The following is a 13,691-nucleotide window of genomic DNA, read 5'->3' as shown; positions in this document are numbered from 1 at the left end:
CAGGCGTCAATGCTTTTGCCCCGTTACCACTTTCGAGGGTAATGGAGTGACCGGATCTATTGGTGAGGAGCAAGTGCGGGCCAATTCCGTTTCCTGCGCACTGTTTTGATCGGGTCGCGCTCCCTACAATCCGTCCACATCTTGAGCTCATCACGTCAAGGAGGACGAATGACGGGGCTCTTCACCCCTATCGCGCCCGGTCGCACCACTGACCTGGCATCCGCAGTACTCACGGATGACAATCGACTCATCGTGATCGTCATTGCGGCCGTTGCCATCGCCGCGCTCGTCGTCGCGCAGATCCTGGTCCGCCAGGTCCTCGCCGCCGACGAGGGAACCGACAAGATGAAGGAGATCGCCGCCGCCGTCCAGGAAGGCGCCAACGCCTATCTCGGCCGGCAGCTCCGCACGCTCGGCGTCTTCGCCGTGGTCGTGTTCTTCCTGCTGTTCCTGCTCCCCGCCGACGACTGGACGCAGCGGGCGGGACGTTCCGCCTTCTTCCTCGTCGGCGCCATCTTCTCGGCCGCCACCGGCTACATCGGCATGCGCCTCGCGGTCCGGGCCAACGTCCGCGTCGCCGCCGCCGCGCGCGAGGCCACCCCCGCCGAGGGCGAGCCCGCCAAGGACCTGACCGAGGTCTCCCACAAGGCCATGCGGATCGCGTTCCGCACCGGCGGCGTGGTGGGCATGTTCACCGTCGGCCTCGGCCTGCTCGGCGCCTCCTGCGTCGTGCTCGTCTACGCCGCCGACGCGCCCAAGGTCCTGGAGGGCTTCGGCCTCGGCGCCGCGCTCATCGCGATGTTCATGCGTGTCGGAGGCGGCATCTTCACCAAGGCCGCCGACGTCGGCGCCGACCTGGTCGGCAAGGTCGAGCAGGGCATTCCGGAGGACGACCCGCGCAATGCCGCGACCATCGCCGACAATGTGGGCGACAACGTCGGAGACTGCGCGGGAATGGCCGCCGACCTCTTCGAGTCGTACGCCGTCACCCTCGTGGCGGCCCTGATCCTCGGCAAGGCCGCCTTCGGCGACCTGGGCCTGGCCTTCCCGCTGATCGTCCCCGCCATCGGGGTCGTCACCGCCATGATCGGCATCTTCGCGGTATCCCCGCGGCGTACCGACCGCAGCGGAATGACCGCCATCAACCGCGGCTTCTTCATCTCCGCGGCCATCTCGCTGGTCCTCGTCGCGATCGCCGTCTACGCGTACCTGCCGGGCACCTACAAGGAGCTCGTCGGAGTCGACGACGCGGCGATCTCCGGGCACTCCGGCGACCCGCGGATCCTGGCGCTGGTCGCCGTCGCCATCGGCATCGTGCTCGCGGCCCTGATCCAGCAGCTCACCGGCTACTTCACCGAGACCAACCGCCGTCCCGTCCGGGACATCGGCAAGTCCTCCCTGACGGGCGCCGCGACGGTCGTGCTCGCCGGCATCTCGGTCGGCCTGGAGTCCGCCGTCTACACGGCGCTGCTCATCGGCCTCGGCGTCTACGGGGCGTTCCTGCTCGGCGGCACCTCGATCATGCTGGCGCTCTTCGCCGTGGCACTGGCCGGCACCGGCCTGCTCACCACGGTCGGCGTCATCGTCGCCATGGACACCTTCGGCCCGGTCTCCGACAACGCCCAGGGCATCGCGGAGATGTCCGGGGACGTCGAGGGCGCCGGCGCGCAGGTGCTGACCGACCTGGACGCGGTGGGCAACACCACCAAGGCCATCACCAAGGGCATCGCCATCGCCACGGCCGTGCTCGCCGCGGCCGCGCTCTTCGGCTCGTACAACGACGCCATCGCGAACGCGGTCAGGGAGGTCGGAGCCAAGACCGCGGGGGAGATGAACCTCAGCCTGGACATCGCGCAGCCCAACAACCTGGTCGGGCTGATCCTGGGCGCGGCCGTCGTGTTCCTGTTCTCCGGCCTCGCCATCAACGCCGTGTCCCGCTCGGCGGGCGCGGTGGTCTACGAGGTGCGCCGGCAGTTCCGGGAGCACCCCGGGATCATGGACTACACCGAGAAGCCCGAGTACGGGCGCGTCGTGGACATCTGCACCAAGGACGCGCTGCGCGAACTCGCCACGCCCGGGCTGCTCGCGGTCCTCACCCCGATCGCCGTCGGGTTCACGCTCGGCGTCGGAGCCCTCGGTTCCTTCCTCGCCGGCGCGATCGGCACCGGCACCCTGATGGCGGTCTTCCTCGCCAACTCCGGTGGCGCGTGGGACAACGCGAAGAAGCTCGTCGAGGACGGGCACCACGGCGGCAAGGGCAGCGCGGCCCACGAGGCCGTCGTCATCGGCGACACCGTCGGCGACCCGTTCAAGGACACCGCCGGTCCCGCCATCAACCCGCTGCTCAAGGTCATGAACCTGGTGGCGCTGCTGATCGCCCCCGCGATCGTGCAGTTCAGCTACGGCGACGACGCCAGCCCGACCGTGCGGGCGATCGTGGCGGTCCTCTCGATCGGCGTCATCGTCGGCGCGGTGTACATCTCCAAGCGCCGCGGCATCGCCGTGGGCGACGACGGGGCGGGCGAGGGCGCGCCCGCCGAGCGGGTGGGCCAGCAGGGCGACCCGGCCGCGGCGGTCTCTTCCTGAGACGGCCGTCGCGGGCCTGAACCGGCCCCGACCCGGCTCGACTCGACCGTACGCCCGAAAGGCGGACGGGGGGCGCGGACTGACGCGCCGTCCGTCCGCCTTTGCGTTTCCCGGATGGTGGGCGTGTATCTTCCGGGCCGAGAGCCTTCGAAGGGACCAATCCGGTGAACAAGAAGCTTGCGGCCGCGGTATCGGGCGCTGCGGTGCTGATGCTCGTCCTGTCCGGCTGCGGCGGGGACGACGGCGACAAGAAGACCGACGCCTGGGCCAAGAAGGTCTGCGACAGCTGGCAGCCCGAGCTCAAGAAGATCGAGCAGGCGAACGCCGACATCAAGCGGGTGGCGACCGAGAGCAGTAAGCCCGAGGAGGTCCAGTCGACCGACTCGGCGGCCTTCGGGACCATGTCCGAGTCGTACAAGGCGATGGGTACGGCCCTCACGGGCGCGGGAGTTCCGCCCGTCAAGGACGGCGAGAAGACCCAGGCCGCCGCTGTCATGGGCTTCGAGTCGACGTCGGCGGGCTACACCGACCTGAAGGCGAAGATGGACGCCCTCGACGCCAAGGACCAGGGCAAGTTCGCCGAGGGCCTCAAGGTGGTGGCAGACGGCCTGGAGGAAGCGACCAAGGGCGGCAAGGAAGCCCTCGACCAGCTCAAGGCGGGCGGGCTGGACAAGGCCATGAACAGCCAGAAGGGCTGCCAGGTGACGACTCCGTCGCCGGCGAAGTCCTAGCGCGGGCAGCCGCCTTGCCGGCGGCGCCGCACACACCGGGGCGGCCGGGATCCTTCGGGACCCCGGCCGCCCCGGCGCATGTCCGCCGGCGCCGCAGGCCGTGTGGCGCGGGCATTGGCGGCGGCAGCGGCCACAATGGGCGGGTGAGTACCACCAGCCTTCCCCCCGGTCTGCCCGCCCGCCTCCCCTCGTCGGCCCGCGCGGCCGAGCTCCGCGCCGCGTTGCTCGCCGCGGGCTTCACCGCCGACGGGCTGCTCGACCTGCTCGGTGCCCCGGCGTACGCCGCGCTGGCCCGCAGCGAGACGGTTCCCGCCCTGCGCGCCACGCGCAGCCGCGGCGACGGGCCGCTCGCGAGCCTGACCCGGCTGTTCCTGCTGCGGCAGCCGGTGCCGTACGTGCACGCCGCGGCCGCCCTGCCCGTCGACGCGGCGCTGGCCGACGGCTGGCTGCGGCGCGAGGGTGACGAGGTGCACGCCACCGTGGACGTGCGCCCGTACGGCGGTCCGGACGGCGAGGACTGGTTCATCGTGTCCGACCTCGGCTGCGCCGTCGGCGGGGCCGGCGGCATCGGCAGCCGCGAGGAGGGTGTGGTCCTCGGGGTCGGCGGCGCCTCCACGACCCTGGCCGGGATCACCGTCCGCACGCCGGTCGGCTCGGCCCTCGATGTCGGCACCGGATCCGGGATCCAGGCGCTGCACGCCGCCCAGCACGCGACGCGGGTCACGGCGACCGATGTCAACCCGCGGGCGCTGGAATTCACCCGGTTGACGCTCGCACTGTCCGGGGCCCCCGAGGCGGAACTGCTCGCCGGGTCGCTGTTCGAGCCGGTCGGCGGGGCCACGTACGACCTGATCGTGTCGAATCCGCCCTTCGTGATCTCCCCCGGGGCCCGGCTGACGTACCGCGACGGCGGGATGGGCGGCGACGACCTGTGCCGGACCCTGGTCCAGGAGGCCGGAGCCCGGCTCAACCAGGGCGGATTCGCGCAGTTCCTGGGCAACTGGCAGCACGTGGACGGCGAGGACTGGCACGACCGGGTACGGGCCTGGGTGCCGCGCGGCTGCGATGCCTGGATCGTGCAGCGCGACGTGCAGGACGTGACGCAGTACGCGGAGTTGTGGCTGCGCGACGCGGGTGACCACCGCACCGACCCCGTCGAGTACGAACAGCGGTACGAGGACTGGCTGGACGAGTTCGAAGCCCGCAAGACCAAGGCGGTCGGTTTCGGCTGGATCACGCTGCGGCGCAGCGACGCCGCCGAGCCGTCGATCGTGGTCGAGGAGTGGCCGCACTCGGTGGAACAGCCGCTCGGGGAGGCCGTCCTCGCCCACTTCGCGCGCCAGGACTACCTGCGCGACCACGATGACGCGGCCCTGCTCGCGGGCTACTTCCGGCTGACCGAGGAGGTCGTGCAGGAGCAGGTCGGCGCGCCCGGCGCGGAGGATCCGGAACACGTCGTGCTCCGCCAGAACCGGGGCATGCGGCGCGCCACCAAGGTCGACACGGTCGGGGCCGGATTCGCCGGGGTGTGTGACGGATCACTGAGCGCGGGGCGGATTCTGGACGCCATCGCCCAGTTGGTGGAGGAGGACCCGGTGGTCCTGCGGGACCGGACGCCCGAGGCGATCCGGCTGCTGGTGGAGCAGGGGTTCCTGGAGCCGGTGGCCGGGGCGGGAGCGGAAACGGAAGCGGGAGCGGGAGCGGGCGCCGGCGGGGAGTAGGGCAGGCGGCCGCCGTGCGCCGCCCGGCACCGGGCAGCCGGAGCCGGGATGTAACCCCGGGTTCGTCTGGTGTACGCCCCCGGCTGAAATCCTCCGTTCAGCGGGATCCGGGGGGATCCCGGGAGCGGCCCGGGGGAACGAGGGGAACGGCATGGAGCACGGTCCGGCGATCTTCGCGGCGGCCGTGTTCCTGCTGTTCGGGGCCGCTCTGCTGGCTTGGACGGGGGCGCGCGCCCTACGCGGCGCGCCGGTGGCCGAGGGCGTGCGCCCCGTCGTGGCCGTACCGCCGGCACTGCTCGCCGGCGGGGTGTCGCTGGCTCTCGGGGTCTGGTGCCTCGGACGGATCTGACGCCGGGGTTGGCGTCGGGGTCCGGCGTCGGGCGGGTACCGGCGCAGGTCGGGCGGGTACCGGCCTCGAAGGCCGCCGGATCGGCCGGATACCGTCCCCGCGCCTGCGGCGCGCCGGGTTTCTCCCGCTCGTCCGGAATGCGCGCAGGACCCGTACGCACGGAGAAACACCGACGTGAAGAGGGGTCCGGAGGCGGGGCCAGACGGCCCTCCGGCCACTCTGCCCGGTGAGTGCGGAGGGCCTGGCGCGGCATCCGGGCGGCAGAAATGGCACTTGTCGGGTTACCGTTCGAGTGGCCGTTGCGGGCTTCTGCCGTTTGACACGGGGGCGGGTTGTACCGTCACACTCCGCAGCGTCGCCGTACTGCGACCGAGTGCCGACCGGAGAGAAGAGCCAAGTTGTCCCCGACTAGCGAGACCGCAAAGGGCGGCCGCCGACTCGTCATCGTCGAGTCCCCTGCCAAGGCGAAGACCATCAAGGGCTACCTCGGCCCCGGATACGTCGTCGAGGCGAGCGTCGGGCACATCCGCGACCTCCCGAGCGGCGCGGCCGAGGTTCCCGACAAGTACACCGGTGAGGTCCGCCGTCTCGGTGTGGACGTCGAGCACGACTTCGCGCCGATCTACGTCGTCAACGCCGATAAGAAGGCCCAGGTCAGGAAGCTCAAGGAGCTGCTGGCCGAGTCCGACGAACTCTTCCTCGCCACCGATGAGGACCGCGAGGGCGAAGCCATCGCGTGGCACCTGCAGGAAGTCCTCAAGCCCAAGGTCCCCGTCCACCGGATGGTCTTCCACGAGATCACCAAGGACGCGATCCGCGACGCCGTCGCCAACCCGCGCGAGCTCAACCAGCGCATGGTCGACGCCCAGGAGACCCGCCGCATCCTCGACCGCCTCTACGGCTACGAGGTCTCGCCGGTCCTGTGGAAGAAGGTCATGCCGAAGCTGTCGGCGGGCCGCGTCCAGTCGGTGGCCACCCGCATGGTGGTCGAGAAGGAGCGCGAGCGCATCGCCTTCCGCTCGGCCGAGTACTGGGACCTGACCGGCACCTTCGCCACCGGCCGCGCCGGTGACGCCTCCGACCCGTCCACGCTGGTCGCCCGCCTGAACACGGTGGACGGCAAGCGCGTGGCGCAGGGCCGCGACTTCGGTTCGACCGGGCAGCTCAAGAGCGAGGTGCTGCACCTCGACGAGGCGAACGCCCGGGCGCTGGCCGCCGCGCTGGCGGAGACCTCGTTCGCCGTCAGGTCGGTCGAATCCAAGCCGTACCGCCGCTCCCCGTACGCCCCGTTCCGCACGACGACGCTCCAGCAGGAGGCCTCGCGCAAGCTCGGCTTCGGTGCGAAGGCGACGATGCAGGTGGCGCAGAAGCTGTACGAGAACGGCTTCATCACCTACATGCGTACCGACTCCACCACGCTGTCCGAAACCGCGGTGTCGGCGGCGCGGGCGCAGGTCACGCAGCTCTACGGGGCCGAGTACCTGCCGGAGAAGCCGCGCGTCTACGCGGGCAAGGTCAAGAACGCGCAGGAGGCGCACGAGGCGATCCGTCCTTCGGGTGATCGTTTCCGCACCCCGGCCGAGACCGGTCTGACCGGCGACCAGTTCCGTCTGTACGAGCTCATCTGGAAGCGGACCGTCGCCTCCCAGATGAAGGACGCGGTCGGCAACTCGGTGACCGTGAAGATCGGCGGCCGCTCCGCGGACGGCCGTACGGGGACATCTCACGACGTCGAGTTCTCGGCCTCCGGCAAGACGATCACCTTCCACGGCTTCATGAAGGCCTACGTGGAGGGCGCGGACGACCCGAACGCCGAGCTCGACGACCGTGAGAAGCGCCTCCCGCAGGTCGCCGAGGGCGACGCGCTGTCGGCCGAGGAGATCACGGTCGACGGCCACTCGACCAAGCCGCCGGCCCGCTACACCGAGGCCTCGCTGGTCAAGGAGCTGGAAGAGCGCGAGATCGGCCGCCCGTCGACGTACGCGTCGATCATCGGCACGATCCTGGACCGCGGATACGTCTTCAAGAAGGGCACGGCGCTCGTGCCGTCCTTCCTGTCGTTCGCCGTGGTCAACCTGCTGGAGACGCACTTCGGCCGGCTCGTCGACTACGACTTCACCGCGAAGATGGAGGACGACCTCGACCGCATCGCGCGGGGCGAGGCCCAGTCCGTGCCGTGGCTGAAGCGGTTCTACTTCGGCGCGGAGGACGCGACCGAGGTCGTACCGGCCGACGGCGACGCGCTCGGCGGTCTGAAGGAGCTGGTCACCGACCTGGGCGCGATCGACGCCCGGGAGATCTCCTCCTTCCCCGTCGGCGAGGGCATCGTGCTGCGCGTCGGCCGCTACGGGCCGTACGTGGAGCGCGGTGAGAAGGACGCCGAGGGCCACCAGCGGGCGGACGTCCCGGAGGAGCTGGCCCCCGACGAGCTGACGGTCGAGTACGCGGAGGAGCTCTTCGCGAAGCCGAGCGGCGAGTTCGAGCTGGGCAAGGACCCGATCAGCGGGAACGAAATCGTCGCGAAGGACGGTCGCTACGGGCCGTACGTGACGGAGATCCTGCCCGAGGGCACGCCGAAGACGGGCAAGAACGCGGTGAAGCCGCGGACGGCCTCGCTGTTCCAGTCGATGAGCCTGGACACGGTCACGCTCGAGGACGCGCTGCGTCTGATGTCCCTTCCCCGGGTCGTGGGCGTGGACGCGGAGGGCGCGGAGATCACCGCGCAGAACGGCCGCTACGGCCCGTACCTGAAGAAGGGCACGGACTCGCGGTCGCTGGAGACCGAGGACCAGCTGTTCGCCATCACCCTGGAGCAGGCGCTCGCGATCTACGCGCAGCCGAAGCAGCGGGGGCGCGCGGCCGCGAAGCCGCCGCTGAAGGAGCTGGGGACCGACCCGGTCAGCGAGAAGCCGGTGGTCGTCAAGGACGGCCGGTTCGGCCCGTACGTGACGGACGGCGAGACGAACGCGACGCTGCGGCGGGACGACGACGTCGAGACGATCACGCCGGAGCGGGGCTACGAGCTGCTCGCGGAGAAGCGCGCCAAGGGCCCCGTGAAGAAGACGGCCAAGAAGGCTCCGGCGAAGAAGGCTCCCGCGAAGAAGGCGGCGGCGACGAAGACCGCTGCCGCGAAGAAGACGACGGCGGCCAAGAAGACGACGACGGCGAAGAAGGCGACCACGGCGAAGAAGACCGTCGCGAAGAAGACGGCGGCCGCTGCGGCGGACGAGTAGGCGTCGAGTAGTCACCAACGGGGCCCGTGCGATGCGCACGGGCCCTGTTTTCAGCCGTCCGGCGTTTGAGGACCGGGGCCTGGGGCGGAGCCCCAGGGGTTCCGGGCGCAGCCCGGGTCCCGACGGGTCAGGGCTTCGCCCTGGGAACGGTGGAAGGGCGGGTAGGGGACCAGCCCCGCGCAGCGGCACCGACCCCCTGACGCCGGGTCGGGACGGTGGGTCGGGACGGTGGGTCGGGGGTCACACCGGACCTTGTCCACAGCCCTCCGCACCCGCACAGCGCAGCGGATAGGCTGGGCGGATGACGCGAGCCGAGCAGCCAACGGTCGTGACCGACACCGACACCGACACCGCCCCCACCTACGACGAAGCCCTCGCCGCGGACTCCCGCGAGCGCGCGGTGCGCGCCCTGCTGCGCACCCCCGGTCTGCGCCGACTGTGGAGCGCGCAGTTGGTGAGCGGCATCGGTGATGCCCTCGCCCTGCTGGTCCTGGTGCTGCTGGTCTTCCAGGCGGCCGTGGACCAGGAGCCCTTCGGCGGTGGTTACACCGGCTGGGCCCTCGCCGTCGCCGCCGTCTTCGGCGTCCGCGTGGTGTCCACCGTCCTCTTCGGCGCGGTCCTCCTCGGACCCCTGGCCAAGCTCACCGCCCCCGGCGGCAAGCTGGACCGCCGCTGGACGATGATCGGCGCCGACGGGGTCCGGCTCGGACTCTTCGTCGTGGCCCCGCTGTGGCTCGACTGGATCGGCACCCACGCGCTGACCGCCCTCCTCGCCACCGTCTTCGTCTCCGGCGCCGCCGAGCGGCTGTGGGCGCTGGCCAAGGACAGCACCGCGCCCGGCCTGCTGCCGACGCCGCCGCCGGAGGGGGCGACCGTACGGCCGCTGCCCGACCACCTCGACGCGCTGCGCCGGCTGAACCTGCGCACCTCCTTCGCGGCCCTGCCGATCGCCGCGGCCGCGCTGCTCGCTGCGACCCTGATCGGCAAGGCACTCGGCCTCGGCCTCGGCTGGTTCGCCGAGAACCAGGCGGCGCTGGGGTCGTACGTGGCCTCCGGCCTCTTCGCGGCGTCCGTATCGCTGCTGCTCCCGCTGGTGCCGGCCGGCACGAAGACCCCGCGTCCGCGCTCCCCGCTGGAGGGCCTGCGCGCCCCCAAGGCGGGGGACCGGCCGGAGAAGGGGCGCACGGGGGCCATCCCGCTGCTCGTCCTCGTCTGCGCTGCCGTCGCCGGGGCCGTTGCCTCCGCCGCCGCCGTGGCCGTCCTGCACGCCACCGACCTGGGCGGCGGAGCGGCCGCGTTCTCGCTGTTCGTACTGGCCCTGCTCGGCGGCACCGCGCTCGGCATCCGCGCCAGCCAGGCCGGCAAGGTCCTCCCCGCCCTGTCCCGGCGCCGCCTGCTGGCGCTGGCCGTCGGGGTGACCGGGCTGGCCCTGCTGCTGACCGGGCTGGTTCCGGACACCTCGACGGTGGTCTTCCTCTCGCTGCTCGCCGGTACCGCCGCGGGCGTCGCCGCCAACACCGGGCACACGCTGCTCGACCAGGAGACCGAGGAGTTCCGCAGGGCCCGGGTCACCGAGCACCTGCAGGCCGTCGTCCGGGTCTCCGTGGCCGTCGGCGCCGTGGCCGCCCCGCTGCTGGCCGCCCTGATCGGGCCGCACCGGCTGGCCGGCGGCGAGGTCGTCTTCGCGCACGGCGGCGCGGCCTTCACGCTGATGCTGGTCGGCGCCCTGCTGCTGCCGGTCGCCGTCATCGTCCTGGCCAAGGCCGACGACCGCAGCGGCGTACCGCTGCGCCGTGACCTGCGCGAGGCGCTGCGCGGCGGGGAGCCGGTCCAGGCCGCGTCCGACGCCGGGTTCTTCATCGCCCTGGAGGGCGGCGACGGCGCCGGCAAGTCCACCCAGGTGGAGGCCATGGCCGACTGGATACGGGCGAAGGGCCACGAGGTCGTCGTCACGCGCGAGCCCGGGGCCACCCCGGTCGGCAAGCGGCTGCGTTCGATCCTGCTCGACGTGTCCTCCGCCGGCCTGTCGAACCGCGCCGAGGCCCTGCTGTACGCGGCCGACCGCGCCGAGCACGTGGACACCGTCGTACGGCCCGCCCTGGAGCGCGGCGCGGTGGTCATCACCGACCGCTACATCGACTCCTCGGTGGCCTACCAGGGCGCCGGCCGGGACCTGTCCCCGACCGAGATCGCCCGCATCTCGCGCTGGGCCACCAGTGGCCTCGTACCGAATCTGACCGTGCTGCTCGACGTGTCGCCGGAGACGGCCCGGGAGCGGTTCACGGAGGCGCCGGACCGGCTGGAATCGGAGCCGGCGGAGTTCCACCAGCGGGTGCGGTCCGGATTCCTGACCCTGGCCGCGGCCGACCCCGGGCGCTACCTGGTGGTCGACGCGGGCCAGGACCCGGAGTCGGTCAGCACCGTCGTGCGCCACCGCCTGGACCGGATGCTCCCGCTGTCCGAGGCCGAGGTGGCCGCGCAGGCGGAGGCCCGCCGGCTCGCCATCGAGGAGGCCAAGCGCAAGGCCGAGGAAGAGGCGGCGCGCAAGGCCGAGGAAGCCCGGCTGCTGGCCGAGGAGGAGGCCCGCAAGGCCCGCGAGGCGGAGGAGGCCCGGATCGCCGCCGAGGCCGAGGCCGCCCGCAAGGAGCGCGAGGAGCGGCTGCGCGCCGAGGAGGAGGCCCGCGAGCGGGCCGAGGCCGAGCGGCTGCGGCTGGAGGCCGAGGAGAAGGCCCGCGCGGTGGAGGCCGAGCGGCTGCGCAAGCAGGCCGAGGAGGAGGCCCGGCTGCACGCCGAGGCCGAGGAGCGCCGGCTGGAGAAGCAGCGGCGGGCCGAGGAGGCCCTGCTGAAGGCAGAGGAGGCGCGGCGGCTGGCCGAGGCCTCGGCGGCGGAGGCGGCGGCCAAGTCCGCTGCGGCTGCGGCTGCTGCTGCCTCGGTTGCGGCGGCTTCGGCTTCCGTGCCGGCGGCTGCACCTGCTGCCCCGGTGGCTCCCGCGGCTGCCGCGCCCAAGGCCGACCTGCGCAAGGATCCGCACCTCGACGAGGCCGTGACGATCGAGACGCCGGTCGTCAAGCGGGTCGTGCAGCCGGACGACGTCACCCAGACGGTCCCGGTCCCCAAGGCCGATCCGGCGGCGGGTCCTGCGGACGAGACGGCAGTGCTGCCGCCCGTCCGCGCGACGGGTCCGGCGGACGAGACGGCGGTCCTGCCGCCCGTACGCCCCGAGGGCGCGGGTACCGGTACCGGGACGCGCGCGGGAGAGTCGGCGCAGAGGCCGGCGCCGCCCCGGGCCTCGTACTCCGCGTCGCGGCCGACGGCCCAGCGACCTGAGGAGAACCCGGCCGACCGGGTCCCGCCGGGCATATTCCGCGACTCGGGCAACGACGCGACCCGTGAACTGCCGCTCCTCGCCGAGGACGGCCGGCCGCGCCGGCCCCGCTCGGACTGGGCGGAGGAGACTCCGCTGGACGATCTGCCGACGCTCGCGGACGAGCTGCTGGGCCCGCGCCGGGACGACGAGGACGAGCACGGCCAGGGACCGCGCCGCCGCTGACGGCGATGGTGACGCCGACCACGCCGTGACGGCGGTGGTCGTCGTCGTGGGGGCGGGCTGACCGGGAATGTCAGTGGGAGCCGCCACACTGGGTGAGCAGACGGCACGGACGGTACGCGAGGGAAAGGCGGTGGGCGGGATGCCCGTATGGGACGACCTGGTGGGACAGGAGCGGGTCCAGACGCAGCTTGCCGCCGCCGCGGTGGACGCCGACGGCCTGGTCACCGCCATCGAAGCGGGGACCCCGCCGCCGGCCGCCTCCAAGATGACGCATGCCTGGCTGTTCACCGGCCCGCCCGGCTCCGGGCGGGCCACCGTCGCCCGCGCCTTCGCGGCCGCGCTCCAGTGCACCAGCCCCGACCGCGCCCTCGGTGGCGAGCCGGGCTGCGGGTTCTGCGACGGCTGCCACACCACCGTGATCGGTACGCACGCCGACGTGGAGATCGTCCGTACCGACCAGCTGTCCATCGGCGTGAAGGACACCCGGGCGCTGGTGCGCCGGGCGCAGCTCTCCCCGGCCGTCGGACGCTGGCAGGTCATCGTCCTGGAGGACGCCGACCGGCTGACGGAGGGCGCCGGAAACGTGCTGCTCAAGGCCGTGGAGGAGCCCGCTCCGCGGACCGTGTGGCTGCTGTGCGCGCCCTCGCTGGAGGACGTGCTGCCCACCATCCGCTCCCGCTGCCGGCACCTTTCGCTGCGCACCCCGCCCGTGGCCGCCGTCGCGGAGGTGCTCGTGCGGCGCGACGGCATCGAGCCGGACGTCGCGCGGGCCGCCGCGCGCGCGACCCAGGGGCACATCGGCCGGGCCCGCCGGCTCGCCACCGACGCGGCGGCCCGCTCACGGCGCGCCACCGTACTGAAGCTGCCGATGCGCGTGACCGACGTGGGCGACTGCCTGAAGGCGGCACAGGAGCTGGTGGACGCCGCCGCCGAGGACGCCAAGCAGGTCGCGGAAGAGGTCGACACCAAGGAGACCGAGGAGCTGCGGGCCGCGCTCGGCGCCGGAGCGGGTACGGGCGGGCGGATGCCGCGCGGCACGGCGGGCGTGATGAAGGAGCTGGAGGACCGGCAGAAGCGCCGGCGCACGCGCACGCAGCGCGACAGCCTCGACCTGGCGCTGACCGATCTCACCGGCTTCTACCGGGACGTGCTGGCCCTCCAGCTCGGCTCCTCGCTGGCCATCGCGAACGAGGAGATACGCCAAGACCTGGACCGGATCGCCCGGGAGTCGGGCCCGGAGCGGACGCTGCGGCGGATCGAGGCGATCATCGCGTGCCGGCAGGCGCTGGACCGCAACGTCGCCCCGCTGCTCGCGGTCGAGGCGATGACGATGTCGCTGCGCGCGGGCTGACGCGCGGCCCCTGCCGTAGCCGCGGTGAGGGTCGCGGTGACGGCCGCGGTGACGGCTTCCGTGACGGCTGCGATTGCGACTCCGGTTGACGGCCTCACCCGTTCGAGGGGCCCGCGTGGCGGGGCGGAGACGCCGCCGGTCCGTGTGGGGCGGTGCCCCGCGCCCGGGCG

The 13,691-nt window shown here is 72.7% G+C and carries 7 protein-coding genes; all 7 read left to right on the top strand.

What is annotated here, in order from left to right; translation table 11 throughout:
* Nucleotides 1-168 precede the first annotated feature (168 nt).
* On the top strand, nucleotides 169-2,586 hold the full coding sequence (locus AC061S_RS00425; protein ID WP_478683757.1) for a sodium-translocating pyrophosphatase: 2,418 nt from the start codon (nucleotides 169-171) through the stop codon (nucleotides 2,584-2,586).
* Between the two features lie 164 nt (nucleotides 2,587-2,750).
* Nucleotides 2,751-3,317, top strand: a complete 567-nt coding sequence (locus tag AC061S_RS00420) for a small secreted protein (protein WP_478683756.1) — start codon at nucleotides 2,751-2,753, stop codon at nucleotides 3,315-3,317.
* A gap of 143 nt (nucleotides 3,318-3,460) precedes the next feature.
* On the top strand, nucleotides 3,461-5,038 hold the full coding sequence (locus AC061S_RS00415; protein ID WP_478683755.1) for a DUF7059 domain-containing protein: 1,578 nt from the start codon (nucleotides 3,461-3,463) through the stop codon (nucleotides 5,036-5,038).
* A gap of 151 nt (nucleotides 5,039-5,189) precedes the next feature.
* Nucleotides 5,190-5,387, top strand: coding sequence for a hypothetical protein (locus AC061S_RS00410; RefSeq protein ID WP_478683754.1), 198 nt, complete (start codon nucleotides 5,190-5,192; stop codon nucleotides 5,385-5,387).
* Nucleotides 5,388-5,785: 398 nt separating this feature from the next.
* Nucleotides 5,786-8,620 carry a type I DNA topoisomerase gene (gene topA / locus AC061S_RS00405; protein ID WP_478683753.1) on the top strand — a complete coding sequence of 945 codons (2,835 nt, stop codon included), beginning with the start codon at nucleotides 5,786-5,788 and terminating at the stop codon, nucleotides 8,618-8,620.
* Nucleotides 8,621-8,921: 301 nt separating this feature from the next.
* Nucleotides 8,922-12,170 carry a dTMP kinase gene (gene tmk / locus AC061S_RS00400; protein WP_478683752.1) on the top strand — a complete coding sequence of 1,083 codons (3,249 nt, stop codon included), beginning with the start codon at nucleotides 8,922-8,924 and terminating at the stop codon, nucleotides 12,168-12,170.
* A gap of 139 nt (nucleotides 12,171-12,309) precedes the next feature.
* Nucleotides 12,310-13,521 carry a DNA polymerase III subunit delta' gene (locus tag AC061S_RS00395; RefSeq protein WP_478683751.1) on the top strand — a complete coding sequence of 404 codons (1,212 nt, stop codon included), beginning with the start codon at nucleotides 12,310-12,312 and terminating at the stop codon, nucleotides 13,519-13,521.
* Nucleotides 13,522-13,691: the final 170 nt, after the last annotated feature.

Source organism: Streptomyces sp. CA189 (genome assembly GCF_056428985.1).
This window is presented reverse-complemented; position numbering and strand designations above follow the sequence as displayed.